This window comes from Kitasatospora sp. GAS1066B, from assembly GCF_041262605.1.
GTDB lineage: Bacteria > Actinomycetota > Actinomycetes > Streptomycetales > Streptomycetaceae > Kitasatospora.
The window spans coordinates 41,010-66,693 of the sequence record NZ_JBGCCO010000022.1 but is presented as its reverse complement, the minus strand read 5'-3'; the positions used below and the strand labels follow the sequence as shown (position 1 = coordinate 66,693).

Below are 25,684 nucleotides of genomic sequence, written 5' to 3'. Positions count from 1 at the left end.
GTGGACGGCGGGCGGCGTTGCCCGGACGGCCAGAGCAGACGCTATTGGTCTACGCCAGTTCGGGGATCAGCCCAGCCTGACACGACGCGGACGGGGGCCGGAAAGGCGTCGCCGAACCAGGGTATTTGGTCATCTTCCGGACAGGAAGAAGCCTCGGCGCCCGGCGGGGTCGGTCGGGGAACGCAGACCTGGCCCCGCGCGTTTGGGAAGTACACCCACATTGGTGTAGACCAGTTGCGGTGTGGCGCCACCACTGTGGACCCGAGCCCCGCCCGTCGTCATCCTGGTCGTCCTGGAGGAAGATCCACGGTACGCGCGCGGTGCTGGGCCGAACGTGCGCCAGCGTGGCGGAACACCCTGAACCGGGTGATCCTGGTCGCGCCGGAGCACACGGCGGGCCTGAGCCCCCGTCACCCCGGCCACTTCGCACGGCACACCGCAGGACGGCCTCCGGCAAGGCAGCCGGAACGCCGAGACAGAGGGAGAAAGACAATGGCCACCAAGGCTGAGAAGATCGTCGCCGGTCTGGGCGGTATCGCCAACATCGAAGAGGTCGAAGGCTGCATCACCCGCCTGCGGACCGAGGTCATCGACCCCTCCCTCATCGACGAAGCCGCCCTGAAGGCCGCCGGCGCCCACGGCGTCGTCAAGATGGGCACCGCGATCCAGGTCGTGATCGGCACCGACGCCGACCCGATCGCCGCCGAGATCGAAGACATGATGTGAGTCTCACCTGAGGCCCGCCCGAGGCCCGCCCGACGGCCTGTCACCGGCGAACGGTGGCGGGCCGTCGGCGTGCCCACCGGCGTCCCGCGACGGGTACGTCCGGTATGCCGGAACCGACTACGCTCAGGCGCTATGTCACGCATCGACGGCCGCACCCCAGACCAGCTCCGCCCGATCACCATCGAACGCGGCTGGAGCAAGCACGCCGAAGGCTCCGTCCTCGTCTCCTACGGCGACACCAAGGTGCTCTGCACCGCCAGTGTCACCGAGGGCGTCCCGCGCTGGCGCAAGGGCAGCGGCGAGGGCTGGGTCACCGCCGAGTACGCCATGCTGCCGCGCGCCACCAACACCCGCGGCGACCGCGAGTCCGTCCGCGGCAAGATCGGCGGCCGCACCCACGAGATCAGCCGCCTGATCGGCCGCTCGCTGCGCGCCGTGATCGACCACCGCGCGCTGGCCGAGAACACCATCGTGCTCGACTGCGACGTCCTGCAGGCCGACGGCGGCACCCGCACCGCGGCCATCACCGGCGCCTACGTCGCGCTGGTCGACGCCGTCTCCTGGGCCCGCGAGAAGAAGCTGCTGCGCGCCAAGGGCCAGCCGATCACCGGCGGCGTCAGCGCGGTGAGCGTCGGCATCATCGACGGCGTCCCGATGCTCGACCTCCGGTACGAGGAGGACGTCCGCGCCGAGACCGACATGAACATCGTCTGCACCTCCGACGGGCGCTTCGTCGAGGTCCAGGGCACCGCCGAGGGCGCCCCGTTCGACCGCGACCTGCTCAACCAGCTGCTGGACCTGGGCACCCTGGGCTGCGCCGAGCTGGACGAGATCCAGCGCAAGGCACTGGAAGGCTGAACCGCCGGGCCGCGGTGGGCTGTACAGCGAAGCGGTGCAGACCGTACCGTTCCCGCAACAGCTCACCGCATCGGAGGACCGCGATGCCGCCCAGCCTCACCCGCCCCGCCGGCCTGGCCGTGGCCGCGCTGATCGCCGTCCTCCCGCTCAGCGCGGTCAGTTGCTCGGCCACCCAGAAGGCGATCGACTGCGGCAACACGGCGGTCTCGGTCGGCACCGACCTCAGCCAGCTCGGCAGCGCCTACAACAACTCCACCAACGACCCGGCCGCCGCCGGGCGGGCGATGTCCAAGCTCAAGACCGACCTCGACAAGCTCGGCAAGAACGCCGGCAACACCGATGTCTCCAAGGCCGTCACCGACATGCGGACGCAGGCCGACAAGGCCCAACAGGCGATGGACGCCAAGCAGGTCCCGGACCTCGGCCCGCTGGGCGACGCGGCCGGCAACCTGACCAAGGTGTGCACCGGCTGACGGAGGTGCTCGAGAGGGAATACTGAGGCGTCATGAGCACCCCTCGACGCCTCGTCCTCGCCACCCGCAACCAGCACAAGGTCGGTGAACTGCACGCCATCCTCGGCGCCGCCGGCCTCGACGTCGACCTGGTCGGCGCCGACGCCTACCCCGAGATCCCCGACGTCCGCGAGACCGGCGTCACCTTCGCCGAGAACGCCCTGCTGAAGGCACATGCCCTGGCCCAGGCCACCGGCCTGCCGGCCGTCGCCGACGACTCGGGCCTCTGCGTCGACGTGCTGGGCGGCGCCCCCGGCATCTTCTCCGCCCGCTGGGCCGGCAAGCACGGCGACGACCGGGCCAACCTCGAACTCCTGCTGGCCCAACTCTCCGACATCGCCGCCCCTCACCGCACCGCCCACTTCGCCTGCGCGGCCGCCCTGGCCCTGCCGGACGGCACCGAGCGCGTGGTCGAGGGCCGCCTGCTCGGCACCCTGCGCCACGAGCCCGCGGGGGATGGCGGGTTCGGCTACGACCCGATCCTGCAGCCCCTGGGCGAGACCCGGACCTGCGCTGAGTTGACGGCCGAGGAGAAGAATGCGATCAGCCACCGCGGCGAGGCGTTCCGCGCGCTGGTGCCGCTGGTGCGGGAGTTGGTGGGGTAGCGGAAAAGCTGAAGGCCCGTCAGTTCTCTGACGGGCCTTCGATTGCAAGGCTAGTGCGGCCGGAGGGAATCGAACCCTCACGAGGTTTCCCTCACTGGCACCTAAAGCCAGCGCGACTGCCTGTTCCGCCACGGCCGCATGCACTCAGTCTAGAGCCTTTGCGATGGCGGGGGCACCGTCAATTCGCTTGGTGCGGCGTACGTTGATCCACCACTCCCGTTGCGGCCGCGGATCGTCGGGCCGGTTGTCCGACTGCTGGACGCCCTGGGGTTACGGGCTGTCAGCGAACCCCCCTCATCATCGGCCCTCTTCCTCCGCCGAGCCGCACGGGCTACCGTCACGCTCTGCCACTCTTCACACGATCTGACAACAGTTCCGTTGCGACCTGTGCGTATCTGTGCGAAACCCCTTGACGCACGTGGTCAGAGGGGATGTCATATGGCACGTCACGTTGGAACCTGTTCGGTTCTGATCGATTGTGATCCAAAGGAGCCCTCCACCCATGACCACCGTGCGCCACCGCCGTCGCGCAGCCGCCGCCACCGTCGGCTTGATCGTCACCCTGGGCCTGACGGCCTGTTCGACCGGCCAGTCGAGTTCCAGCTCCGCCGGCGGCAACGCCGCTCCGGTCAGCGGGCAGATCTCGATCACGTACCTGCAGAAGCAGGGCGATCAGCAGTACTTCATCGGTGAGGCGGCCGGTGCCAAGGCGAAGGCCGCGCAGCTGGGTGTGAAGCTGAACGTGGTCAACCTGGGCAACGACGCCAACCAGACGGTCAGTGACGTGCAGTCGGCCATCGCGCAGAAGAGCAACGGCATCATCATCGTGCCGCCGGACCCGGCGGTCGGGCCGCAGGTCGTGCAGACGGCCAAGGATGCCAAGGTGGCGCTGCTGACCTCGGACGACCAGGTCTGCGCCACCGGCCCGGCGCCGGCCAACTGCAACCCGAAGGACCTGCTGCCGCGGATCGGCTTCAGCGGCCAGCAGATGGGCCAGCAGGTCGGCCAGCGCGCGGCCGAGGAGTTCAAGAAGACCGGCTGGGCGCCGGCCGACACCCGGATCATCTCCGCCTGGCAGCAGGACGTGACGGTCTGCGGTGACCGGGTCAAGGCTGCCAAGGCCGCCTTCGACACGGGCGCCGGTGCGAGCATCCAGGACATCGAGGTCTCCACCGACAACACGCCCACCGGTGCGCAGGACAAGGTGGCCGCGACGCTGACCGCCAACCCCGGCGTCAAGCACTGGATCATCTGGGGCTGCAACGACGAGAACGTGCAGGGTGGCATCACCGCCATGCAGAACGCCAACATCACGCCCGACAACGTGATCGGCGTCGGTCTCGGTGCCTACCTGGCCTGCAAGGACTGGGGCAGCGGCAAGCCGAGCGGGATGAAGGCCGCGCTCTTCATCAACGGCTCCGACGTGGGCGCGCTCGCGGTGCAGACCATGTACGACAAGCTCAAGAACGGCAAGGACTTCCCGCAGGAGGCCTTCGCGCCGACCGCCATGGTGGACGCCTCCAACTGGCAGTCCTCCGGCGTCCAGTGCAGCTGAGCACCACGCACCCCGGCACTGTGAGGAACCTGAGGTAGCACCTTGACGACCAAGACGACGAACGCGGGCGCCGGTGTCCGCGAGCTCGGCAAGCGCTTCGGCGAGGTCCGGGCGCTGGGCGGGGTGACCCTGGACTTCCCGGCCGGCCAGGTCACCGCCCTGATGGGGGAGAACGGGGCCGGCAAGTCCACCCTGCTGAAGATCCTGACCGGCGATCACCAGCCCACCGAGGGTTCGGTGCTGCTGGACGGCGCCGAGGTGGAGCTGCACTCGCCGGCCAGAGCCCGGGCGGTCGGCATCCGGATCATCCCGCAGGAGCCGGAGATCATCCCGCACGTCTCGGTCGCCGAGAACGTCTACGCCGGCGCGCTGCCCCGCAAGGCGGGGCGCCGGCTGGACCGGGCCGAGCTGCGCCGCCGGATCGAAGCCGATCTGGACCGGCTGGGCTTCTCCCGGGTGCTCGACCCCGACCTGCTGGGGTCCGAACTGACCCCGGCGCAGCGTCAGCTGGTGGAGATCCTGCGGGCGCTGACCGGTGAGGCGAAGGTGATCGCCTTCGACGAGCCGACCAGCTCGCTCTCCGAGCAGGAGGTGGAGGCGCTCTTCGGGCTGATCCGCCGGCTGCGCGACGCGGGCGTGGCGGTGATCTACGTCTCGCACCGGATGAAGGAGATCTTCCAGCTGGCCGACCGGATCGCGGTGCTGCGCGACGGCACGCTGGCCGGCGTGCTGGACGCGGCGCAGGCTTCCGAGGGCGAGCTGGTGCGGCTGATGGTGGGCCGCGACCTCTCGGCGATGTTCGTCCGGCAGAACGTCGCGACCGACCAGGTGGTGCTGGACGTCCAGCACTTGACCACCGACGACGTGACGGACATCAGCCTGACCGTGCGGGCGGGCGAGGTGGTGGGCCTGGCCGGGCTGATCGGCGCGGGCCGCTCCGAGCTGGCGCTGGCGCTGGCCGGCGACCTGCCGGTGCGCTCGGGCACGGTCCACCTGGACGGTCAGGAACTGCGCTCGGGCCACCCGGGTGCGGTGATCCGGGCCGGGCTCGGCCTGGCACCGGAGGAGCGCAAGGCCCAGGCGCTGTTCCTGCAGCGCACGATCCGGGACAACACCTCGTTGGTGGTGCTGGAGCGGTTGCGGCGCTGGCGGTTCGTCAGGCGCACGGCCGAGCGCGAGCTGGCCCAGCAGTACGCGGACCGGCTGCGGGTGCGGGCTCCTTCGATCGAGCACGAGGTGCGCAAGCTGTCCGGCGGCAACCAGCAGAAGGTGGTGCTGGCCCGCTGGCTGGCCCGCAAGCCCAAGGTGCTGATCCTGGACGAGCCGACCCGCGGCATCGACGTGGGTGCGAAGGCGGAGATCTACCAGATCATCGCCGACCTGGCCAAGGAGGGGGTCGCGCTGCTGGTGATCTCCTCCGAGCTGCCCGAGGTGCTCGGGCTGGCGGACCGGGTGGTGGTGATGCAGAACGGCCGGATCACCGGCGAGTTGGACCGGGCCGAGGCCACCGAGGAGCGGATTCTCGCCCTGGCGATGGCCGATGACCTGGCGTCAGGCCCTGACCTGGCGGCTGCTGCGAGCGACGAAGGAAGGACCGCATGACCACCACGACCGTTTCCGAGAGCACGCCGACCGGGAGCGTGCCGCCGGCCAAGCGCGGCGGGGTCGTCGGCCTGCTGGCCTCGATCGGCGGGCAGAACCTGAGCCTGGCCGGTGGCCTGGTGTTCCTGCTGGTGCTGTTCGGCTCGCTCAACGGCAACTACCTGAGCTGGGACAACATCCAGGTGATCGCCGAGGCGGTGACCATCAGCGGTCTGCTGGCCGTGGTGCAGACCGTCGTGATCATCTGCGGCGGCCTGGACATCTCGGTCGGCTCGCAGGCCGGCCTGGCCTCGGTGGTCAGCGCGATGGCCTTCACCTCCACCGGCTCGAACGCGCTGCTGGGCATGGCGGCGGCGATCGGCGTGGGCGTGGTGATCGGCGGGCTGAACGGCCTGATCATCGTCTACGGCCGGGTCAACGCCACCATCGCCACCCTGGCGGGCCTGGCGGCCTACAAGGGTGTCGCGCAGCTGATCTCCAACGGCTCGGCGCAGGGCTACGTGCTCAACGACAGCATCTTCATCTTCCTCAGCCGGGGCAAGATCGCCGGGCTGCCGGTGATGGTCTGGCTGCTGATCGTGGTGGCGCTGGCAGTGCACGTGATGCTCAAGTACACCGACATCGGCCGCAACATCTACGCCATCGGCGGCAACGACACCGCCGCCCGGCTGGCCGGTATCAACATCAACAAGTACCTGATCGCGGTGTACGGCCTGCTGGGCGTGGTCGCGGCGGTGGCCGGCATCCTGCTGACCGCGCGCACCGGCTCCGGCCAGCCGGTCTCCGGCAGCGAGGGCCTGGAGCTGCAGTCGATCACCGCCGCGGCCCTGGGCGGCTGCGCCCTGCGCGGCGGCAAGGGCGGCATCGGCGGCACGCTGCTCGCGGTGGCGCTGCTCGGTGCGCTGGAGAACGGGTTGACCGTCCAGGGGATCAACTCGTTCTGGCAGAACGTGGCGCAGGGTGCGCTGCTGGTCGTCGCTGTGGTGATCCAGCAGCGGCGCAGCGGCGAACGGGCAGTGGGGCTGCCCGCCTGACCCGGCGTCGCGAAAAGGCGGCGGCCCCGGCCCCCTGTGTGGGGGGAGCCGGGGCCGCCGTGCTCGGGGTCTACGCCTCGACCTTGAGGTCGCGCAGCAGCTTGGCGACGTGGCCGGTGGCCTTGACGTTGTACAGGGCCCGCTCGACCTTGCCCTGCTCGTCGACGATCACGGTGGAGCGGATCACGCCGACCACGGTCTTGCCGTACAGGCTCTTCTCGCCGTAGGCGCCGTAGGCCTCCAGCACGGCCCGGTCCTCGTCGGAGAGCAGGGTGACCCTGAGGTCCTCGGTCTCGCGGAACTTGCCGAGCTTCTCCGGCTTGTCCGGCGAGATGCCGATCACGTCGTACCCGGCGCCCGCGAAGACCTCCAGGTTGTCGGTGAAGTCGCAGGCCTGGGTGGTGCAGCCGGGGGTCATCGCGGCCGGGTAGAAGTAGACGATCACCTTGCGGCCCAGGTGGTCCGCCAGGGACACCTGCTTGCCGTCGGCGTCGGGCAGGGAGAAGGCGGGGGCGGTGTCCCCGGCCTGGAGACGCTCGGTCACGGTGGGAGCTCCTCGTGCTGGACTGGCGGTCGTGCCATCGCAAACCTACCTCTGATGGTGGGTGGGACTGCGCGGCTCGGCAGCCGAACTGACAGACTGAACGGCAGCAGACCGTGACGCGAGGTGAGTGAGGTGGCCCGGGTGGGCAAGGGGAAGACGAAGGACGCCGCGCGGGATGACGCCGGGCGGACCACCGCCGAGATCGAGGCGAACATCGCGCGGACCCGTGACCAGCTGGCCGACACGCTGGACGAGCTGGCGATGCGGGTGCACCCGTCCACGGTGGCCGCGCAGGTGCGGGCGAAGGCGCTGGCTTCGGTGGAGCAGCGACTGGGCCGGCTCTACGTCGGCGCCAGCCGTGGCGTGGAGCAGCTGAAGGCGCAGTTCGTGGACGAGAAGGGTCAGCCGCGCAAGGAGCGGATCGTGCCCGCGGTGCTGGTCGGCGGCGGGGTGGTGCTGCTGCTCGCCTCGGCTCGTAAGAGGGTCCGCCAGTAGGGGGCCGGCGTCGCGACGCCCGGGCTGTCGCCTGGACGGCTTCTCCTCAGTCGCCGATGCTCCGCATGGACTCCTTCGTCGGCACCGCCCAGACTCGGCCCGGACGCCGCTCCTTGATCCGGCCCCCTACCGGCGGACCCTCTAAGCGCAAGAAGGACTGATCGGGCCCACTGATCGGGCCGGGCGGAGATCGGATGGATCGCGGGCTGGCGCCACGGCGCGGGCCCGCGACAGGTACGGTCTGGGCGTGAGTGTGAACGACGAGCAGAGCAAGCAGCCCGAGCAGCCGGCGCCCGCCGGGCTGCCCGAACACGGCCGACACGACCGGCTGGGCGAGAAGCTGCCCATCCGGATGCTGCACGACCGGGTGCTGGTGCGTCCCGAGGGCGGTGAGGGTGAGCGCCGCTCGACCGGCGGAATCCTGATCCCCGCGACCGCCGAGCTGAGCAGAAGGTGCACCTGGGCCGAGGCGGTCGCGGTGGGGCAGAGCGTGCGGTCGGTGGAGCCGGGGGACCGGGTGCTGTACGACCCGGAGGACAAGCTCGAGGTCGAGGTGCGTGGTGCGACGTACGTGCTGCTGCGCGAGCGCGACCTGCACGCGGTGGCCGCCGAGCGGCTGACCGATTCGGATGGGTCGACCGGGCTCTATCTGTAGGTTTTCTGACGTTGTGTGAGGGCCCGTCTCCGGTGGAGGCGGGCCCTCAGTCGTTCGGCGTAGGTGCGGTGGCCGGGGCGGCACGGTCGGCTCACTGTTTGGAGCGAGGCGATGACGGAACGTTTCGCCCGTTAACCATCGAACAGGAAGAGACCCTCATGCGTGCCATATGGACGGCTGCCGCGTTGACCGCGGCGATCAGCCTCACCTCGGTGACCGCGGCGGCCGCGGCCGTCCCGCTCCGTGACCCGGACGCGTCGCGGGTGATGCCGGTGTCGGCGTTGCCGCTGCGGCCGGCGGTGACCGCGCCGTCACCGACCTTGCCGACGACGCCGACTCTGCCGACGTCGCCGACTCTGCCGACGACGCCGAGCCTGCCGACCACGCCGTCGTTGCCGACGACGCCAAGTCTGCCGACGACGCCGTCGCTGCCGAGCACGCCGTCGCTGCCGAGCGTCCCGAGTGTCCCGAGCTTGCCGACGACGCTGCCGAGTCTGCCGGACCTCGGTGTGCTGACGCAGTTGCTGAGCACTCTGCTCTCGACCATCCAGAATCTGCTGGCCGGGCTTGGGCTGCCCGTCACGCTGCCGTCTCTGCCCAGCCTGCCCGCCCTCGGGTCGAGCATGCAGTCGAACGCCCACTAGGGCTCGCCCTCAGGTCGAACCCGCGGACACCGGTACCCCCGGCGCCACCCGGCGCCGGGGGTACCGGTGTCTCTGCCGGAAAACGGCTGCCGGGCCAAGCGGCTTGCCGCTACGGTGGTCTGACACAACCTCATATATCACTCAGCCCCGAACGACGCCCCCACCCCCGGGGGTCCGTCGATCGGGGCTGTCGGGCGCTGGGCCGTTCCTGCCGTGCGGGAGTGGCACTGGCAAAAAGTCGACAAGGAGATATTTGATGGACACGTCGGCCGGGCTCTACCTGGCCATCGCCCGCGGCTCCTTCCGCCGGTACTCCACCTACCGGGTGGCGACGCTGGCGGGGGCCTTCACCAACACCGTCTTCGGCTGCATCCTGGCCGCCACCTTCCTGGCCCTGTGGCGGGCCAGGCCCGGCCTGGGCGGCTACGACACCACCCAGGCCGTCACCTACATCTGGGTCAGCCAGGCGCTGCTGGTCGCCGTCGCCGCGTGGGGCGGCGGGTTCCAGGACGACCTGCAGGCGCGGTTGCGCACCGGCGACATCGCCGTCGACCTCTACCGTCCGGTGGACTTCCTCGGCTGGTGGCTCGCCGCCGACCTGGGCCGGGCGGCCTTTCAGCTACTCACCCGCGGTGCCGTCCCGCTGGTCGCCGGGGTGCTCCTCTTCCATGCCCGGCTGCCGCACTCGGTGCTGACCTGGACGCTCTTCCTCTGCTCGGTGCTGTTGGCGATCACGGTCAGCTTCGGGCTGCGGTTCCTGGTCTCGGTGACCGGCTTCTGGCTGGACGACTCCGAGGGGCTGCGGTCGCTGATGCTGGTGGTCTCGATGTTCCTGTCCGGGATGCTGCTGCCGCTCGGGCTCTTTCCGGACGGGCTGCGGCAGGCGGCCCAGGCGCTGCCCTGGGCGTCACTGGTCCAGGTGCCGTGCGACCTCTTCCTCGAGCACCGGACCGGCCGGGCGGCGGTGGCCGCGCTGGGCTTCCAACTGGTCTGGGCGGTGCTGCTGTTCGCGGCCGGCCGGGTGGCGCAGTCGCTGGCCACCCGCAAGGTGGTGGTTCAGGGTGGCTGAATCGTCGCTGATCGCGTCGCCGCCGGCCGAGCGGCTGTCGGTCGAGCCACTGCCGGCCGAGTCGCCGATGGCCCGGCTGCGTTGGGCGGTGGTCTCCTGGCGGCTGGCGGCCGCCATGTGGATGCGGGCCGCGATGTCCTACCGGGCGAACTTCCTGCTCACCTCGGTGGGCAGCCTGCTGGCCACCTTCCTGGACTTCCTGGTCCTGGTGCTGATGCTCCGTCACACCGGCCGGCTCGGCGGTTGGACGCTGCCCGAGATCGGCCTGCTCTACGGCACGTCGAGCGTTGCGCTGGGCGTCGCCGATGTGCTGGTCGGCAGCGTGGAGGGGCTCGGCCAGCGGATCGCCTCCGGGACGCTGGACGTGCTGCTGATCCGGCCCGCCCCGGCGCTGTCCATGGTCTGCGCCGAGCGCTTCACGCTGCGCCGGCTCGGGCGGCCGTTGCAGGGGCTGCTGGTGCTCGGCTGGTCGATGGGTGCGCTGCCGATCGCCTGGACCTGGCCGAAGCTGCTGTTGCTGGCCGCGCTGCTGGTCAGCGGCGCGGTGATCTTCGGGGCGATCTTCGTGGCCGGTGCGACCGTGCAGTTCTGGTGGGGCGAGAGCCGCGAGTTCCAGAACGCCTTCACCTACGGCGGAGCCACCCTGCTCAGCCACCCGCCGGGCATCTACGGCAAGCAGCTGCTCGCCGGGGTGACCTTCGGGGTGCCGCTGGCCTTCGTCAACTGGCTGCCGCTGCTGTACCTGCTGGGCCGCCCCGACCCGCTCGGACTGCCGCCGGCCTTCGAGCTGGCCTCCCCGCTGGTGGCCGCGCTCAGCGTGCTCGGCGCCGCGCTGGCGTGGCGGGCCGGGCTGCGGGCCTACCGGGGCACCGGAAGTTGACTCCCTGTCAGCCCTCATCAGCCGATCCGTCATCAGAAGGAGTACCAGAAGTGAACCTGATCGAGCTCGACAACGTCTCCCGCACCTTCACCGTGCGCACCAGGGTCGGCCGGCTGCGCCGCGAGCGGCGTGAGGTGCGCGCCGTGCAGGGGCTGAGCTTCACCGTCGCGCCCGGCGAGTGCGTCGGCTACATCGGGCCGAACGGCGCCGGCAAGTCCACCACGATCAAGATGCTGACCGGGATCCTGGTGCCGAGCGGTGGCCGGCTGCGGGTCGCGGGCGTGGACCCGGCGCGGGAGCGGGCCCGGCTGGCCCGCCGGATCGGGGTGGTGTTCGGGCAGCGCACCACGCTCTGGTGGGACCTGCCGCTGCGCGACTCCTTCGAGCTGGTCCGCCGGCTCTACCGGGTCCCGCCCCCTCGCTACCGGGCCAACCTGGCCCGCTGCGTCGAACTGCTGCGCCTGGGCGATCTGTTGGACACCCCGGTGCGCCAGCTCTCGCTCGGCCAGCGGATGCGCGGCGACCTGGCGGCCGCCCTGCTGCACGACCCCCAGGTGCTCTACCTGGACGAGCCGACCATCGGCCTGGACGTGCTGAGCAAGGCGCGGGTGCGGGAGTTCCTGCGTGAGGTGAACGAGGCCGGCACGACCGTGCTGCTGACCACCCATGACCTCACCGACATCGAGCAGCTCTGCCGCCGGGTGATGGTGATCGACCACGGCCGGGTGGTCTACGACGGGGACCTGCCGGGGCTGCACGCGCAGGGCGAGAGTGAGCGCACCCTGGTCGTCGACCTGGTCCGCGAGGGGGCGCCGATCGACCTGCCCGGCGTGCGGGTGGTCAAGGTCGAGGGCAACCGGCAGTGGCTGGCCTTTCCGGCCGCCCGCAGCGCGGCCCCGATCGTGGCCGCGGTCGCCGACCGTTATCCGCTGCTCGACCTGTCGGTGCGCGAACCGGTGATCGAGGACGTGATCGCACGGATGTACGCGGGGGCGACGATCGGCTGACGGTGAGTGACCCCGGCCCGCCCCGCGCCGTTGAGCCAGGTGGATCGGCGACGAGGTGATGGCGTGACGGGCAGTGGGCGGGCGGGTGACCCGGAGGTGACCGTGGTGCTGGTCGGCCCGCCGCCACGGCCCGGCCCGTCGCCGGCGCTGGACTCGCTACTGGCCCAGTCGATCTGGCTCCGTCGGCCCGGGGCGTTGCAGTTGCTGGCCGCCGGGACGGGCGGGGCGGCCGTGGCCGGGTGTGTCGAACTGTTCGGCGATCGGCAGCGGGTGCGCGGGCGCTACCTGTTCTTCCTCGGGACGGGGGAGCGGCTCGCCGAGCAGGCGCTGGAGCGGCTGGTCGGGCTCGCCGACCGGGCGGGGGCGGACGTGGTGCTCGGGCGGACGGCGGGCGCCGAGCAACCGGCGTTCGAACGCGAGCTCTTTGAACGGACCAGGGAGCAGGTCGGCTTCACCGACAGCGCGCTCGCCTACGCGCTCCCGCAGGCCCGGCTGTTCCGGCGCGCGGCACTGGAGTACCACGGGCTGCCGACGCTCGGCCTCGACCCGTCGTGCGACCCGCGGTTCGCGCTGCCGTTCGCGGTGGAGGCCTGCCTGCGCTCGCGGCGGGTCGCGGTGCTGGGCGGGGTGGACTGCCTGCTCGCGGCGGCGCCCGAGGCGCCGGACCGGCCCCGGCACGAGGAGCGGCTGCGCGCGCTGGCCGCAGCCCTGGTGGTGGCCGAGCGGCTGGCCGAACCGGGTGCGGAGGCGGCGGCGCTGCGCGACTGGGCGTTCGGTTGGGAGCTGCCGCGGCTGCTGCGCCCGGACTTCCTGACGCTGGAGGTGGCGGCCCAGCGCCGGCTCTGCGCCGGGGTCGGGCGGCTGGTCGAACGGTACTGCCCGGCGGCCGAGTACCAGGCGCTGGCGCCCCGCGACCGGCTGCGCCTCGACCTGGCCCGGCGCGGGCGGGCGGCGGCGCTGCGGCGGCTGATCCGCTATCAGGCGGCGTACGGGGAGCCGGTCGGCTACCGGGTCGCGGGCGAGGAGCGGCCGGTGGCGGTGCTGCCGGCGCAGCTGGGGCCCTCGCTGGTGCTGCACGTCTGGCGCGGCCTGGTGCCGGCCCAGGTGCGCCGCCGGCTGCGGCGCCGGCCGGCCTGGCGCGGCCTGATGAACCGGGCGTACGCGCGCTGGGGCCAGGGTCCGAGTCAGGGGGAGCTCAGGGACGTGACAGCGGTGTAATGGCCCGATGATCGGTGACACTGGTCGAGTGGAGAGCGAGAGTACGGCCCAGACGGCTGCGACCGGCGTCCGGTTCACCGCCGCCGACGAGGAGAAGCGCCAAGGCGTGCGCCGGATGAAGACCATCGCGACCGGCCTGCTGGCCTTCGCCACCCTGGTCTACGCCCTGGCCACCTGGGCCGGTTCGGCCGGCTGGGGCAGCTGGACCGGCTACGTCTCGGCCGCCGCCGAGGCTGGCATGGTCGGCGCGCTGGCCGACTGGTTCGCGGTCACCGCGCTGTTCCGCCGTCCGTTCGGCCTGCCGATCCCGCACACCGCGATCATCCCGACGAAGAAGGACGCCTTCGGCCGCTCGCTCGGCCAGTTCGTCGGCGAGAACTTCCTCTCCGCGCAGGTGGTGCGCAGCCGGCTGGCCGCGCTCGGCATCGCCCGCCGGCTCGGCGAGTGGCTCGCGGTGCCGGCCAACGCCGAGCGGGTCACCAGCGAGGCGGCGGCCGCGCTGCGCGGGGTGCTCGCGGTGCTGCGCGACGAGGACGTGCAGGCCGTGGTCGGCGAGGCGGTCACCCGGCGGGCGGCCGCCACCCAGGTCGCCGAGCCGATCGGGCGGCTGCTCGGCAAGGTGGTGGCGGACGGCGGTCACCACGGCGTGGTCGACCTGGTCACCGTCCGGGCGCACGACTGGCTGGCCCAGCACCATGCGGACGTGGTGACCAAGGTGGCCATAAAGTCGCCCGGCTGGACCCCGAAGTTCATCGACCATCAGGTCGGTGAGCGGGTCTACAAGGAGCTGATGCGCTTCGTCACCGCGATCCGGGACGACCCGCACCACCCGGCCCGGGGCGCGATCGACACCTTCCTGGCCGACTTCGCCGTCGAGCTGCAGACCGACCCGGCGACCAAGGAACGGGTCGAGCGGGCCAAGGCGGAGCTGCTGGCCCGGGACGAGGTGCAGGAGCTGATCGCCTCCTCGTGGAGCGCGGTGCGCACCCTGGTGCTGGCCGCCGCCGAGGACGAGCAGAGCGAGCTGCGCCGCCGGATCCAGGTGGGCGTGCGCTCCTTCGGGCAGAAGCTGGCCACCGACGAGCGGCTGCAGGTGAAGACCGACGGCTGGCTGCAGGACGCCGCGCAGTACGTGGTGGAGACCTACCGGGCCGAGATCACCTCGCTGATCTCCGACACCGTGGCGGGCTGGGACGCCGACGACGCCTCCCGCAAGATCGAGGCCAACGTCGGGCGCGACCTGCAGTTCATCCGGATCAACGGCACCGTGGTCGGCGCCCTGGCCGGTCTGCTGATCCACACGGTGGCGACCGCGGTCGGCGGCTGAGCCCTCCGATTCGCCGGCTGAGCCCTCCGATTCGCCGGCTGAGCCGTGCGATTCGGCGTTGCCGAGCCGTGCGATGATGCGAGGTCTGTTCGAGGACGACGGAGGAGTAGAGGATGTCCCGCGGGATCGAGGCGTTCATCGCCGGGCTGCCCAAGGCCGAGCTGCACGTGCACCACGTCGGCTCCGCCTCACCGCGCGTGGTGGCCGAGCTGGCCGCCCGGTACGAGGGGAAGACCGAGGTGCCGGCCGACCCGGCCGAACTCGCCGAGTACTTCACCTTCACCGACTTCGCTCACTTCATCCAGGTCTACCTCTCGGTGGTCGACCTGGTCCGGGACGCCGAGGACGTCCGCTCGCTGACCTACGGCGTGGCCCGGGACATGGCCCGCCAGCAGATCCGCTACGCCGAGCTGACCGTCACGCCGTACAGCTCGGTGCGCCGGGGCATCCCGGACGTGGCGTTCATGGAGGCGATCGAGGACGCCCGCAAGAGCGCCGAGCGGGACTTCGGCCTGGTGCTGCGCTGGTGCTTCGACATCCCGGGTGAGGCGGGGCTGGCCTCGGCCGAGGAGACCGCCCGCCTCGCGCTGGAGGTGGGCGCGGACGGGCTGGTCAGTTTCGGCCTGGGCGGCCCGGAGATCGGCGTGCCGCGTCCGCAGTTCAAGCCGTACTTCGACCGGGCCCGGGCGGCCGGTCTGCACAGCGTGCCGCACGCCGGCGAGTCGACCGGGCCCGAGACGGTCTGGGACGCGATCCGCGAGCTGGGCGCCGAGCGGATCGGGCACGGCACCCAGTCCTGGCGGGACCCGGCGCTGCTCGACTACCTGGGCGAGCACCGGATCCCGTTGGAGGTCTGCCCCACCTCCAACCTGGCGACCCGGGTGGTGGAGCGGATCGAGGAGCACCCGATCAAGCGCTTCGTCGACGCCGGACTGCTGGTGACGGTGAACAGCGACGACCCGCCGATGTTCGGCACCGACCTGAACACCGAGTACCGGGTGGCGGCCGAGCTGCTGGGGCTGGACGAGGCGGGCGTGGCCGCGCTGGCCAAGAACTCGGTGGAGGCCTCGTTCCTGGACCAGGCGGGCAAGACGCGGATCGCCGGCGAGATCGACGACTATCTCGCGGGGTGGCAGCGGCCCTAGGGCGTCTTTCATCATTCCCGCCGGGCGCGCGACGCCGGGCATCCCGGCTGGACGCACCGGCGAAACGTCCAAGTACGACCCAGTACGAGGACGCTTCGCCGGCACGCCCAGCCGGGAGCCCACCGCCGCGCGCTGATCCGACGCGAATGATGAAACCCGCCCTAGCCGGCGGCGCGGGCGCGCCGCGCGCGGCCGGTCGGCTTGCTGGTGCGGCTGCTGTTGTTCCCGTTGCTGTTCCCGCTGCGGTGCGGCTGCTGCGCCTGGGGCGTGGGGCGCGGCTTGCGGGCGGGGGTGGAGGGCCGGGGTGCGGGCAGGGCGGGGGTGGCGGGTGCTTCGACCGCCTTCGCGGCTGCCTTTGCCGAGGCCTTCACCGGAGCCTTCGCCGGCTCGCTCTGCGGCCGCGGGGTGCGGTGCAGCCAGGCCCGCTCGGCGGTGGTCCAGCCGGTGGTGGTGAGCAGGTAGAGCGCGGCCGCCAGCGGGACGAGCGCCGCGAAGAGCACGGTCAGGAACGAGAGGTACGGCGCGATCGCGGCGCCGGGTGCCTGCTGCGGGGCCGCCTGGGCGGCGGCGCGGGCCCGGCGGAAGCCGGCGTACCCGACACCGGCCAGCGCCAGGTAGAGCCCGGCGAAGACGGCCAGCTGCCCGGGCCCGTGCGCGGCGCCCAGGTGGGTGCCGAGCGGGACGCCGAAGAGGGTGTGGCCGAGCAGGTCGTTGTGCACGCCGTCCACGGTGGGCAGCGTGAAGAGCCGGTACATCACCGAGAAGAACGGGATCTGCACCAGCATCGGCAGGCAGCCGGCGAACGGCGAGGCCTGCTCCTTCTTGTAGAGCTCGGCCAGCGCCGCCTGCAGCCGCTCGGGGCTGCCCTTGTGCTTCTTGTTCAGCTCCGCCACCTGCGGCGCGAGCCGGGTGCGGGCCTTCTCGCCGCGCGCGGCGGCGCGGGCCAACGGGTGCAGCACGAGGCGCACGCAGATGGTGAACAGCACGATCGCGGCGGCGGCCGGCAGGTAGTGGGCGAGCGCGCCGACCACGCTGTGCGCGAGGCCGATGGCGGGGTCGAAGATCGAGAAAAGCGACATGCGAGGGTGGCCCTCCGGCGTCTGACGGACTGTGAGACGGCGGACGGCCGCGCAGCGGGCGCGGTGGGACTACACCAGGGCTTGCGCGGCCGCCAGGGCCGCGCCCGGTGCCCTGGGCCGGCGGCGGCCCCGGGCATCCGGATCGCGTTGCGGCAGGAAGGCGGTGCGCAGGGCTTGGCGCCGCAGGGTGCCGTCCCGCACGGCGTGCGGGGCGCGGGCGCCGAGCAGCCGGGTCAGCACGAAGGTGGTCGTGGCCACCCCGGCCAGCACCATCAGGGTCGCGGCCGCGGCCAGCGCGGTCAGTCCGGTGGTGCCGCCGGGCAGCACGTCACCGGTCAGCAGGCGGAGCACGCCGAGGAGCAGGACGAGTGGATGCACTGCTGAGCCTCCTCGGGAGCGTCGGGCCACGACCACCGATGGTACGGGAACAAGGGACGGAGCCGGCAGGAAAACGGGCGTAGTCCTGTGTGTCTCACAGAGCTACGATGGCTGTATGAAGACGATTACCCAGCGCGAGTTCCGCAATCACTCCGCGACGGTGATGGACGCGGTGGAGGCGGGTGAGAGCTACCTCATCACCCGCAACGGCGTCGAGGTGGCCGAGCTGCGCCCGGTCGCCCGGCGGCGCCGGCTGAGCGCGGAGGAACTGGTGGCCCGCCATGCGCGGCTGCCTCGGGTCGACTACGCGCTGATGCGCCAGGAGGCCGACGAGTTCTTCGGCACCGAGGACCGTGTTGGCGAGGACGGCGACCCGTTCGAGCGACGGCGTGGCTGAGCGCCGGCCCTCGGGCGTACTGGACACGTGCACCTACATCGACCTGGACCTGCTCGATCCGGCGAGCCTGCCGGTCCTCCCGGAGCTGACCGCCATCAGCCTGGCCGAGCTGCAGCAGGGCGTCGCGATGGCCAGAGACGCGGCGTCCAGGGCAGGGCGGTTGGAGAAGCTCGGCGCGGCGGTCGCCGATTTCGAACCGTTGCCGTTCGACGGGCCGGCGTCGGCGCGGTACGGGACGCTGGTCGCGCTGACCATCGCGGCGGGGCGCGATCCGCGCCCGCGCCGGATGGACCTGATGATCGCCGCCGTCGCCTCGGCCAACGGGCTGCCGCTCTTCACCCGCAACGCCGCCGACTTCCGGGGCCTGGAACGGGCGGTCGAGGTGATCGCGGTCTGAGCGGGCTCAGACCAGTGCCACGGTCTGCCCCGTCGCCGCGCTGCGCCGGGCCGCCTCCAGCACGGTGAGGGTGGCGACCGCGTCCAGCGGGTCGACCGGCGGCGGGGTGCCGGTGGCCAGCGCGTGTGCCAGGCCCGTGTAGAAGGCTGGGTAGTCGCCGGGGTCGGTGGCGACCGGGGCCGCCTGCTCGTCGGTGCCGAGCGTGCCGTGCAGTGCGGCGTCCTCGGTGCCCCAGGGGCGTCCGTCCCCGGGCCGCCGGCCGGCTCGCAGGTCCGCCTCCTGCGGGTCCATGCCGAACTTCACGTAGCCCGCCCGATCGCCCAGCACCCGCAGCCGGGGGCCGCCCAGCGGGGAGATCGCGCTGGTCCACAGGTGCGAGCGGACGCCGCCGGCGTGGGTGAGGGCGAGGAAGGCGTCGTCGTCCACCGCCGCGCCGTCGCGCCGGGTGTCGATCTCCGCGTACACCGTGCTGACCGGGCCGAACAGGGTGAGCGCCTGGTCCACCAGATGGCTGCCCAGGTCGTAGAGGGTGCCGCCGGCCTCGGCGGGGTCGGCCAGTTCGCGCCAGCCGGCCTTGGGCTTGGGCCGGAACCGCTCGAAGCGCGATTCGAAGCGGTGCACCCGGCCCAGCGTCCCCGCCTCGATCAGCCGGCGGGCGGTGCGGAAGTCGTTGTCCCAGCGACGGTTCTGGAAGACCGTCAGCAGCGCGCCGCGCGACTGGGCCAGGCCGCACAGGGCCAGCGCCTCCTCGGCGGTGGCGGCCAGCGGCTTGTCCACCACGGTGGCCAGTCCGGCGTGCAGCGCGGCCCTGGCCAGCGGCACGTGGGTGCGGTTCGGGCTGGCGATCACCACCAGGTCGAACTCCGCGGCCTCGGTGAAGAGTTGCTCGGGGGTGTCCAGCGCGCGGGCGTCCGGGTGCTCCCTCGCCAGCTGGGCACGGCGCTCGGGGTTCGCGGTGACCACGGCGTCCAGGCGCAGTCCCGGGGTGGTGGCGATCAGCGGGGCGTGGAAGGCGGAGCCGGCCAGGCCGTAGCCGATCAGGGCGACGCGGTACGGGGCGGGGGAGGCGGAGGTCATGCCTCTCACTCCATCACGGCGGCCTCCGGTCCGGGGAGCGGGACGCGCTGCCCGCGCCATGACGCCCACCTCGGTAGCGGTCTGGAAGGATTCCCCGGAGCGGTACTGCGGGATACAGTCCGGCTGTGGCCGGATCGGGCGCCAGGGGGAGGCCGACGTGTTGGAGATCATGGCGGTGAGCGCACTCACCGCGTTCATCACCGCGGTGGGCAACGGCGCCGCCGGTGAGATGGGCAAGCAACTCGTCGTCTCCACGGGGGCGCTCACGCGCAGGACCTTGGGGCGTGAAACGCCGCTGCCACGCACTCAGGAGGAACGGGAGAGCCTCGCGGCGCAGCTCCATGCACGTATGGAGCACGATCCGCAGCAGGCAGCTGAGTGGGCGGCCCTGGCCAGGAGCCTTCCGGAGCAGGTCGAGGGCCTCCGGCTGGACGGTGGACTCCCTCCCGCACCACGCGACTTCACCAACCACAAGGCTGTGCTTCGCAGGGTGCGGCGTGAAGCCACTCGGCCCGCAGCTGGTCGGCCGCGGGTCGCCCTGCTGCACGGGCCGCCGGGGATCGGCACCACGTCGGTGGCTCTGCACCTGGGCGCCACTCTCCTCGCCCGGTTCCCCGACGGCCGCTTCTACGTCGACATGCGGGACGGAGCCGGCGAGGGCGGGCTCGGATCGTCCGTGGTCCTGCTGCGCCTGCTGCGCGCGATGGGGGTCGAGCCCGATCAGCTGCCGGCCACGGAAGCGGGCCGGGAGCGCCTCTACCGGCGTCTGGTCGACGGGCGCCGGGTGCTGGTGGTGGTGGACCACGTGTCGTCGCCCGCCCAGGTGCGCGGCCTCGTCCCCGCGACGCCCGACGCCTTCCTTCTCGTCGTCGTATCGGGCCGGCCCTTCCAACTGGAGGCGGAGCGGGTGGAGGTTGCTCCCCTGACCGACCGCCACGCTGCGAAGCTCGTTCGGAGCACGGCGGGAAAGCAGGCATCCGCTCAGCTCGGTCCGCACATGAAGGAGCTCCTGGAGCGGTGCGCGGGCAACGCGCTGGCACTGCGCTCGCGGACGGTGTGCCTGCTGAACGAGGCGGGCCCGGAGCAGGAGTTGGCGACCGCACCGGCGGGCACCGATCCACTGAGGGACATGGTCCGGCAGATCTGCGGCGGAGTGCGGCCCGAGGTGAAGCGACTGTGCCAGCTCACCGCGCTGGTCGGGCTGCCCTCGATCGACGCCGGGCTGGCCGCGGCTGCCGCGCTCACTGCTCCCGGCGAGGCGGCCCGGATGCTCGCCGAGGCCGCGGAGGCCCGGTTAGTCGATGCACTGGGCGACGGCCGCTACCGCTACCGCCCTCAGGTGCGCCGTCACCTGGCGGATGCCGCCGCGATCGAGCTCGGCATCGCCGAGTGCGCCGCGGGCGTCCGCCGCGTACTCGATGCCCTGCTCGCCCGGGTCCTGCACGCCGCACATGCCGCGCTGCCGCAGAGCTGGCGCACCGAACCCGCTCCGGAGAACGGGGAGACCTCCCGCGGTGAGGCGCAGGGCGTGGCGGTTCTGGCCGCCGAGCTGGGGAACGTGGTCCGGGCGGTGTCCGTGGCCGACGAGTACGGCCACACGACGACGTCGCTGCGGCTGGCTCGCGCGCTGTGGCCGCTCCAGCTGAAGGCCGGGTACTGGGACGAGGTGCTCCCCGCTCTGCTCGTCGCGGTCCGCTGCGCCGAGGACGGCGACGCGGATCCGCGGACGGCCGGTGCCCTGCAGTTCCAACTTGCCCACTGCCTGGGCGAGATGGGCCGCATGGACGACGCCGAGGCTGCGGCGCTGGCGGCTGTGGCGAGCGAGCGCGCGGCCGGTCACCTGAGGGGAGAGGCGTCCTCGGTGGAACTGCTGGGCCTGATGAACCTGCACCGGTGGCAGTACGAGCAGGCACACGAGCGGTTCGTCGAGTCCGAGCGGCTCTACCGGCAGATCGGTTCCGGTCAGGAAGGGGCGGCGGATCTCCCGCGAGCCCTCGCCCTGTCCGCGCGGCACCAGGGACGCGCTCTGCGCGGCACGGGAGACCTGGCGCAGGCGCAGCGGCTCCTGGAGTCCGCGGCGGAGTTCTTCGCCGCGCAGGGTGAGGCCTACAACCAGGGCCGTGCGCTGACCGACCTGGCGGAAACCCTGCACGATGCGGGCCAGAACGCCGTGGCTCTCGCGAAGGTCGCCGAGGCGGAGCAGCTGCTTCCGCCGCAGGCTGTGCCGCACCTGCAGTACCTCGCCGCGTTGCGGCTGCGCTGCGAGGTCGCCGCGGGGTAGGGCCTGGGCGGCGGCCGGGCGTCATCCCTGCGATGCCCGCCGGCTCTCCACGACCATCGGATGGGGACCGGAGGCCGTGTGCATGCGGAGGGTGGCGGTCCCGTCCGCCGGGATCGTTCCGCCGGCTGCCAGCCAGGCGAAGAGCGCCGAGGCGTAGGCCGTGGGGTCGGCGTCCGCGCCCGGACCGGCGGCCAACCGGAAGCTCCCGTGGGCTCGTGTCCGCACGAAACACAGATCCGGGCCGACGATGAACGCGGCGACCGCGCACTGCGGATGCCGGCGCAGTACGTCCGCCGTCCACGACGGTGGGCCCCCGAGCCGCGGATCGTTCGGATCCGCTTCCCGCGTGATCACGTCGGCCAGCTCCAGCACGCTGCTGTCCCGGGTGGCCTCGTGCACGGCGAGGTGCACGTCGCCGTCCGCCCCGTACGGCAGCACGGCGGATCGCTCGATCGTGATGTCCGTGCCGTCGACGACCGTCCGGACCTGCATCGGGGCCGTCCGCCGCGGCGGATCGTACGGTGGCAGCGGCAGCGGTTCGAACAGGGCTCGGCCCTCTGGTTCCGGCAGCTCGAGCAACGCGTAGAAGTGCCGTCGCAGGAGGGCCGCCGAGGCGCCCGGTGCGGAGGTGACGAACTCTGTCGGGCCGGGGAGCGGACGGTGGGCCGCGATCAGGTCGTCGAACTGGGCCCGCAGGGGCTGGTGTGGGTCCAGCCGTGGTGCTTCCGCGACGAACCGTGCGACTGGTGCTTCAGGGTCCAGCCGGTCCTGGCCGTCGGCTGCGAGCAGCACCGGAGTGCCGAGCGCGGCGGCGTAGTACGTCACCGCCCCGAAGTCCCCCAGGACGACGTCCGCCGCGAGGAGTGCCTGGCGCCACGCATGGACGGGATCGACCAGGGTGAGGCCGTTGAGGCGGGCTCGGTTCAGCCAGGCCCGGATCTGCCCGGGACCGTGTCCGTACCAGATGTTCGGGTGAAGGACGGCCGCGAGCCGGTAGTCGTCCGCCGGCAACTCGGCGGCGAGCCGGGGGAGTAGTGCGGGCAGGAGATCCTGGCCGCCGCGGTTCCCGAAGAATCCCTCGGGGTTCCAGGTCGAGTTCAGTACGAGGAGCCGTTGGCCCTCGCGTACGCCCAAGGCTCGTCGGAACCGTTCGCGGTACGGGCGGGCAGCGAGCAGCCTGTCGAAACACGGGTCGCCGCCGAGCACTGCCGTGTCCTCGGCCTCCGGGCACGTCCGGCGCAATCGTTCCACCTGCTCGGGGTGGGACAGCACGAGTCCGTCGACGAACGGCTCGCCGTCCGCCAGGAGCCACTCGGCCGACAGTCCGAACGTCGGCTCCCGGCTCCCGGCTCCCGGCTCCCGGCTCCCGGCTCCCGGCTCCCGGCTCCCGGCTCCCGGCTCCCGGCTCCCGGCTCCCGGCTCCCGGCTAGCTTTTTAGTGTATCCCACCCCGTGAGAGAGTATGGACAATTTCCCTTTCAGTAGGGATAGTTGGCCGCCGAAGCTGGCCGAGATCGCCAGGTCGACAGGCGTCGACAGCGCTTGTTCCCACGGCAGCACGGGTAGGCCCTCGTCAGCGAGAAGCTCGTCGATCCCACCCTGGAATGCTGACGATCCCGTCGAAGTGACCAGCAGCTGAACCCGGAAATCGTCATGGAACAGGGGCAGCACGTCCAGTAGGCGTCCGGCTGAAGTCACGTTGTGAATCACCAGCAACACACGCCGCTCCGCCGTCCGGCTCGCCCACCGAGCGGACCCGTCCCCTACCGGTACTCGTATCGGCTGGGGTCCGACTGCCACGTGCTGCCTCCCTGTCATACAGGCCATAAGGCAATCACTTTAGCGATGAACACCACCATGCCGGCCTGGTGGACGGTCCAGCGGATGCTTGCCGCGATCGGACGGGCGTTCTACCGCTGTCGGCTGTCGTCCGCCCGTGCCTCGGTGGGACCGTCGAGGCCCGGCTCCTCTTCCGCCGCGTGCGGCATGCGCAAGAACAGGGTGTCGAACGCCCCCGCACCGTGATAGGTGAGGATGACCGTCGGGCTGTCGTCCTCGGTGTGCCTTGCCCAGTCCACTCGGGGGTCCCGTCTGACGGGGTGCGGGAACGTCAGGTGCGGTGGTGTGTACGGGGGCTGGGGCGTGTACGGGGCGTGGGCCGGGTAGGGCGGTATTGCCGTACGGCGGTGTCTGCCCTGCTGTGCCGTGGCTTGTTCCACGCCGCTCGTCACCACGACCGTGACGCCGACGATGATCAACAGGAGCCCGGGCACGGTCGCGGGCTTGATGCCCTGCCCCATGAACCACCACGCGGCGAGCGCCGCCACGGGGGTCTCCAGCAGGAGCAGGACGCTCATCGTCGTCGCCGATGTCCTGCCGAGGGCGAAGTTCAGCGAGCCGAGCCCCAGGATCTGGGGAAGCACGAGCAGTCCGAGCAGTGACAGTTGGGTGGATCTGTCGAAGCCCGTCAGCGGGATGTGGGCCAGCCGGCAGACGACGAGGAGTTCCAGACCGCAGACCAGTGAAGTGAACGTCGAATACAGCGGTGTGCTCACATCCGCGCGCGACCGTTCGCTCAGCGCTGTGTACCCGGCCTGGGCGACGGCGCCGAGGAGGGCGAGCAGGTCACCCGTCAGTGCCGTACCGCCGGACCTGATGTCGAGACCGCCCGCCGCGGCCGCTCCCACCACGGACAGCGCGAGACCCGCCGAGGTCCGGCGGGACGCCCGGCGGCCCTGGCCCGCGGCGATGAGGGCCTGCCAGACGGGCTGGGTGGCGACCAGCGCAGTGGACATGGCGACCGAGGTCAGCCGGGTGCTCGTCATGAACGCCGCGAAGTGGAGGGCGAGCGCGGTGGCCGCGAGGAAGCCGAAGACCAGGGGCCGCCACTGTTCCCGGCGCAGCAGGCCGCGCTCGCCCCGCGCGACGCGCACCACCTCGCGACGGCGTAGTAACAGCAGGAGCGGCCCGAGTACCGCGAAGCCGAGGCAGTTGCGCCAGAAGGCCATGGCGAGCGGCGAGGCGGAGGCTGCGGCGGTGAGCGGGGCGGTGGCCGAGACGGAGAACACGGTGACCGCCATCGCCACCATGGACAGCGGATCGAGCTTGGACTTCACGCTTTCGTGGGCGGCCGGTAGGGCGGTCAGCGCACGTTCACGCGGCGTAGCGTGAAGCCGTCGTTCGGTCGGCCGGCCAGCAGGGCGGCGAGGCCGCCGCTGAGCGCGTAGGTCGTGCCCCCGGGGCCGGCCGTGACGGCGCTGGTGACCGGGTCGGTGACGGTGTCGGTGACCGTGACGGTGGCGGACTTCCACTGGTGGGCCGGGCGGACCCGCTGCACGACGGCGGCCTGTCCGCTGAGCAGTCCGCTGCTGACCGCGGCGATCGACCCGTCCGGCAGGACCCGGATGCTCGCGGTGATGGTCTTGAGCCCGGTGGAGAGCTGGACCTTGGCGGCCTGTTCGGGGTGGTGGACCGGCACTCGCACCAGGCTGCCGTCGGCCATGGCGACGATGAGGAGGTTCCCGGGCATCCAGGCGACGGCGCTCATGCCCACGCCGTTCAGGAAGCCCGGGATGTCCAGGTTCCCGGCCAGCAGGTCGTCGCGCAGCAGGACGGAGGCGTGGCCGTGGCGGTCGATGCGGAAGATCGTCGGGGTCAACTCGTCCACGGCGTACGCCGTGCCGTCGGGAGCGATCGTCACGTCGGACAGCAGATGCTGCTTGCCGTCGTTCGCGACCTTGTCCAGATCGGCGTACCACTCCCGGCGTCCGCTGTGGGCGTCGTAGGCGGCGACCCCCGCGATCCGGAACTTCGTCGCGGGCGTGGAACGGTCGGCCAGTCCGTAGTCGACGTTGGTGGCCACGATCCGGTTCCGTGCCGAGTCCATCCGGACGGCCTGCAGGGACACCATGTCCTTGTCGTCGACGAGGGTCCGCACCGTCCCGTCCGGGCCGACGGAGGAGAGGGTGCTGTGGGCCAGCGAACCCACCACGAACGTCCCGGAGTTGGGGTCGTAGTCCGCGGAATGCGGGAAGACGCCAGGACCCTTGGCGGCGATGATGCCGGGTGCCGGCGTGCAGGAGTGACTGTGGCCGGGCGTGGCATACGCGGCGGTGGCGCCGGTCAGTGCGGTACCGAGTGCGAGGGTCGCGGCGAGGGCCACGGTGATCGCGGAGAGCTTCAGCCTCATGGGTCGTGCTT

At 71.9% G+C, this 25,684-nt stretch carries 26 protein-coding genes and 1 tRNA gene; 18 read left to right on the top strand and 9 right to left on the bottom strand.

Features of this window, described 5'->3' with window-relative positions; all coding sequences use genetic code 11:
* The 4 genes from ABH937_RS24145 (at window position 1) to rdgB (ending at window position 2,701) form a co-directional block, all read left to right on the top strand.
* Complete coding sequence (locus tag ABH937_RS24145) at window positions 1-726, top strand: glucose PTS transporter subunit EIIB (protein ID WP_370219439.1); 726 nt, start codon at window positions 1-3, stop codon at window positions 724-726.
* A 132-nt stretch (window positions 727-858) separates the two neighbouring features.
* Window positions 859-1,584, top strand: a complete 726-nt coding sequence (gene rph / locus ABH937_RS24140; RefSeq protein ID WP_280693548.1) for a ribonuclease PH — start codon at window positions 859-861, stop codon at window positions 1,582-1,584.
* A gap of 83 nt (window positions 1,585-1,667) precedes the next feature.
* Window positions 1,668-2,057 (top strand): hypothetical protein, encoded by a 390-nt coding sequence (locus ABH937_RS24135; protein ID WP_280693549.1) that lies wholly within the window; start codon window positions 1,668-1,670, stop codon window positions 2,055-2,057.
* Between the two features lie 32 nt (window positions 2,058-2,089).
* Window positions 2,090-2,701, top strand: a complete 612-nt coding sequence (rdgB, locus tag ABH937_RS24130) for an RdgB/HAM1 family non-canonical purine NTP pyrophosphatase (protein WP_280693550.1) — start codon at window positions 2,090-2,092, stop codon at window positions 2,699-2,701.
* 54 nt (window positions 2,702-2,755) lie between these two features.
* Here rdgB and ABH937_RS24125 read toward each other — a convergent pair.
* A tRNA-Leu gene (locus tag ABH937_RS24125) sits at window positions 2,756-2,839 on the bottom strand.
* 364 nt (window positions 2,840-3,203) lie between these two features.
* Between ABH937_RS24125 and ABH937_RS24120 the strand changes: the two genes are divergently transcribed.
* From ABH937_RS24120 to ABH937_RS24110, 3 genes are read left to right on the top strand one after another with little or no spacing between them, the layout of a single operon-like run.
* The gene (locus tag ABH937_RS24120) at window positions 3,204-4,256 is read left to right on the top strand and encodes a substrate-binding domain-containing protein (protein ID WP_280693551.1); all 1,053 of its coding nucleotides are present in this window, start codon (window positions 3,204-3,206) and stop codon (window positions 4,254-4,256) included.
* Between the two features lie 42 nt (window positions 4,257-4,298).
* On the top strand, window positions 4,299-5,858 hold the full coding sequence (locus ABH937_RS24115) for a sugar ABC transporter ATP-binding protein (RefSeq protein WP_370219438.1): 1,560 nt from the start codon (window positions 4,299-4,301) through the stop codon (window positions 5,856-5,858).
* Window positions 5,855-6,892 carry an ABC transporter permease gene (locus tag ABH937_RS24110; protein WP_280693553.1) on the top strand — a complete coding sequence of 346 codons (1,038 nt, stop codon included), beginning with the start codon at window positions 5,855-5,857 and terminating at the stop codon, window positions 6,890-6,892. Before ABH937_RS24115 ends, ABH937_RS24110 begins: the two co-directional genes overlap by 4 nt.
* Window positions 6,893-6,962: 70 nt before the next feature.
* Here the strand turns inward: ABH937_RS24110 and bcp are convergent, their stop codons facing one another.
* The gene (gene bcp / locus ABH937_RS24105) at window positions 6,963-7,436 is read right to left on the bottom strand and encodes a thioredoxin-dependent thiol peroxidase (RefSeq protein ID WP_280693554.1); all 474 of its coding nucleotides are present in this window, start codon (window positions 7,434-7,436) and stop codon (window positions 6,963-6,965) included.
* A 123-nt stretch (window positions 7,437-7,559) separates the two neighbouring features.
* Here bcp and ABH937_RS24100 point away from each other — a divergent pair, with 123 nt between their 5' ends.
* Entirely contained in the window at window positions 7,560-7,931 is a 372-nt protein-coding gene (locus ABH937_RS24100; RefSeq protein WP_370146816.1) for a DUF3618 domain-containing protein, read from the top strand.
* 352 nt (window positions 7,932-8,283) lie between these two features.
* Window positions 8,284-8,586: a co-chaperone GroES gene (locus ABH937_RS24095; RefSeq protein WP_280693577.1), complete on the top strand. Its 303-nt coding sequence runs from the start codon at window positions 8,284-8,286 to the stop codon at window positions 8,584-8,586.
* Window positions 8,587-8,677: 91 nt separating this feature from the next.
* Here ABH937_RS24095 and ABH937_RS24090 read toward each other — a convergent pair whose 3' ends face one another.
* Window positions 8,678-9,133 carry a hypothetical protein gene (locus ABH937_RS24090; RefSeq protein ID WP_370219437.1) on the bottom strand — a complete coding sequence of 152 codons (456 nt, stop codon included), beginning with the start codon at window positions 9,131-9,133 and terminating at the stop codon, window positions 8,678-8,680.
* A 353-nt stretch (window positions 9,134-9,486) separates the two neighbouring features.
* On the opposite strand from ABH937_RS24090, the gene ABH937_RS24085 reads away from it, so the two are divergent.
* The 6 genes from ABH937_RS24085 to ABH937_RS24060 all read left to right on the top strand — a co-directional run bounded on the left by ABH937_RS24085 (window position 9,487) and on the right by ABH937_RS24060 (window position 15,876).
* Window positions 9,487-10,299 (top strand): ABC transporter permease, encoded by an 813-nt coding sequence (locus ABH937_RS24085; protein ID WP_370219436.1) that lies wholly within the window; start codon window positions 9,487-9,489, stop codon window positions 10,297-10,299.
* Window positions 10,292-11,179, top strand: coding sequence for an ABC transporter permease (locus ABH937_RS24080; RefSeq protein ID WP_370219435.1), 888 nt, complete (start codon window positions 10,292-10,294; stop codon window positions 11,177-11,179). Before ABH937_RS24085 ends, ABH937_RS24080 begins: the two co-directional genes overlap by 8 nt.
* A 50-nt stretch (window positions 11,180-11,229) precedes the next feature.
* Complete coding sequence (locus ABH937_RS24075) at window positions 11,230-12,186, top strand: ATP-binding cassette domain-containing protein (RefSeq protein ID WP_370146815.1); 957 nt, start codon at window positions 11,230-11,232, stop codon at window positions 12,184-12,186.
* Between the two features lie 63 nt (window positions 12,187-12,249).
* Complete coding sequence (locus ABH937_RS24070; RefSeq protein ID WP_370219434.1) at window positions 12,250-13,404, top strand: hypothetical protein; 1,155 nt, start codon at window positions 12,250-12,252, stop codon at window positions 13,402-13,404.
* A gap of 7 nt (window positions 13,405-13,411) precedes the next feature.
* The gene (locus ABH937_RS24065) at window positions 13,412-14,731 is read left to right on the top strand and encodes a DUF445 domain-containing protein (RefSeq protein WP_370219433.1); all 1,320 of its coding nucleotides are present in this window, start codon (window positions 13,412-13,414) and stop codon (window positions 14,729-14,731) included.
* A gap of 113 nt (window positions 14,732-14,844) precedes the next feature.
* Window positions 14,845-15,876 carry an adenosine deaminase gene (locus ABH937_RS24060; protein WP_370219432.1) on the top strand — a complete coding sequence of 344 codons (1,032 nt, stop codon included), beginning with the start codon at window positions 14,845-14,847 and terminating at the stop codon, window positions 15,874-15,876.
* 161 nt (window positions 15,877-16,037) lie between these two features.
* Here the strand turns inward: ABH937_RS24060 and ABH937_RS24055 are convergent, their stop codons facing one another.
* Both ABH937_RS24055 and ABH937_RS24050 read right to left on the bottom strand, forming a co-directional pair.
* The gene (locus ABH937_RS24055; protein WP_370219431.1) at window positions 16,038-16,955 is read right to left on the bottom strand and encodes a YidC/Oxa1 family membrane protein insertase; all 918 of its coding nucleotides are present in this window, start codon (window positions 16,953-16,955) and stop codon (window positions 16,038-16,040) included.
* 69 nt (window positions 16,956-17,024) lie between these two features.
* Window positions 17,025-17,333 (bottom strand): DUF6412 domain-containing protein, encoded by a 309-nt coding sequence (locus tag ABH937_RS24050; RefSeq protein WP_280693562.1) that lies wholly within the window; start codon window positions 17,331-17,333, stop codon window positions 17,025-17,027.
* A gap of 115 nt (window positions 17,334-17,448) precedes the next feature.
* Here ABH937_RS24050 and ABH937_RS24045 point away from each other — a divergent pair, with 115 nt between their 5' ends.
* A complete protein-coding gene (locus tag ABH937_RS24045; protein WP_280693563.1) occupies window positions 17,449-17,730 on the top strand; it encodes a type II toxin-antitoxin system prevent-host-death family antitoxin in 282 nt (93 codons plus the stop codon).
* On the top strand, window positions 17,723-18,127 hold the full coding sequence (locus tag ABH937_RS24040; RefSeq protein WP_280693564.1) for a type II toxin-antitoxin system VapC family toxin: 405 nt from the start codon (window positions 17,723-17,725) through the stop codon (window positions 18,125-18,127). The genes ABH937_RS24045 and ABH937_RS24040 overlap by 8 nt, the downstream gene beginning before the upstream one ends.
* Before the next feature lie 6 nt (window positions 18,128-18,133).
* Here the strand turns inward: ABH937_RS24040 and ABH937_RS24035 are convergent, their stop codons facing one another.
* Entirely contained in the window at window positions 18,134-19,204 is a 1,071-nt protein-coding gene (locus tag ABH937_RS24035) for a Gfo/Idh/MocA family oxidoreductase (protein WP_370219430.1), read from the bottom strand.
* Window positions 19,205-19,361: 157 nt separating this feature from the next.
* On the opposite strand from ABH937_RS24035, the gene ABH937_RS24030 reads away from it, so the two are divergent.
* Entirely contained in the window at window positions 19,362-21,485 is a 2,124-nt protein-coding gene (locus ABH937_RS24030; RefSeq protein ID WP_370219429.1) for an ATP-binding protein, read from the top strand.
* Between the two features lie 21 nt (window positions 21,486-21,506).
* On the opposite strand, the gene ABH937_RS24025 is transcribed toward ABH937_RS24030, so the two are convergent.
* The 3 genes from ABH937_RS24025 to ABH937_RS24015 form a co-directional block, all read right to left on the bottom strand.
* Entirely contained in the window at window positions 21,507-22,736 is a 1,230-nt protein-coding gene (locus ABH937_RS24025; RefSeq protein ID WP_370219428.1) for a hypothetical protein, read from the bottom strand.
* A gap of 658 nt (window positions 22,737-23,394) precedes the next feature.
* Window positions 23,395-24,600, bottom strand: coding sequence for a DMT family transporter (locus tag ABH937_RS24020; RefSeq protein WP_370219427.1), 1,206 nt, complete (start codon window positions 24,598-24,600; stop codon window positions 23,395-23,397).
* 26 nt (window positions 24,601-24,626) lie between these two features.
* Window positions 24,627-25,673: a hypothetical protein gene (locus ABH937_RS24015; RefSeq protein WP_370219426.1), complete on the bottom strand. Its 1,047-nt coding sequence runs from the start codon at window positions 25,671-25,673 to the stop codon at window positions 24,627-24,629.
* Between the last annotated feature and the right edge of the window lie 11 nt (window positions 25,674-25,684).

What these genes read in the sequence shown, in the direction of transcription:
- ABH937_RS24045 (WP_280693563.1), top strand. Translation starts at nt 17,449, where the DNA reads ATGAAGACGATTACCCAGCGCGAGTTCCGCAATCACTCCGCGACGGTG.
- ABH937_RS24055 (WP_370219431.1), bottom strand. Translation starts at nt 16,955, where the DNA reads ATGTCGCTTTTCTCGATCTTCGACCCCGCCATCGGCCTCGCGCACAGC.
- ABH937_RS24085 (WP_370219436.1), top strand. Translation starts at nt 9,487, where the DNA reads ATGGACACGTCGGCCGGGCTCTACCTGGCCATCGCCCGCGGCTCCTTC.
- ABH937_RS24135 (WP_280693549.1), top strand. Translation starts at nt 1,668, where the DNA reads ATGCCGCCCAGCCTCACCCGCCCCGCCGGCCTGGCCGTGGCCGCGCTG.
- ABH937_RS24060 (WP_370219432.1), top strand. Translation starts at nt 14,845, where the DNA reads ATGTCCCGCGGGATCGAGGCGTTCATCGCCGGGCTGCCCAAGGCCGAG.
- ABH937_RS24110 (WP_280693553.1), top strand. Translation starts at nt 5,855, where the DNA reads ATGACCACCACGACCGTTTCCGAGAGCACGCCGACCGGGAGCGTGCCG.
- ABH937_RS24120 (WP_280693551.1), top strand. Translation starts at nt 3,204, where the DNA reads ATGACCACCGTGCGCCACCGCCGTCGCGCAGCCGCCGCCACCGTCGGC.
- ABH937_RS24015 (WP_370219426.1), bottom strand. Translation starts at nt 25,673, where the DNA reads ATGAGGCTGAAGCTCTCCGCGATCACCGTGGCCCTCGCCGCGACCCTC.
- rdgB (WP_280693550.1), top strand. Translation starts at nt 2,090, where the DNA reads ATGAGCACCCCTCGACGCCTCGTCCTCGCCACCCGCAACCAGCACAAG.
- ABH937_RS24095 (WP_280693577.1), top strand. Translation starts at nt 8,284, where the DNA reads ATGCTGCACGACCGGGTGCTGGTGCGTCCCGAGGGCGGTGAGGGTGAG.
- ABH937_RS24065 (WP_370219433.1), top strand. Translation starts at nt 13,412, where the DNA reads ATGATCGGTGACACTGGTCGAGTGGAGAGCGAGAGTACGGCCCAGACG.
- ABH937_RS24090 (WP_370219437.1), bottom strand. Translation starts at nt 9,133, where the DNA reads ATGGTCGAGAGCAGAGTGCTCAGCAACTGCGTCAGCACACCGAGGTCC.
- ABH937_RS24035 (WP_370219430.1), bottom strand. Translation starts at nt 19,204, where the DNA reads ATGACCTCCGCCTCCCCCGCCCCGTACCGCGTCGCCCTGATCGGCTAC.
- rph (WP_280693548.1), top strand. Translation starts at nt 859, where the DNA reads ATGTCACGCATCGACGGCCGCACCCCAGACCAGCTCCGCCCGATCACC.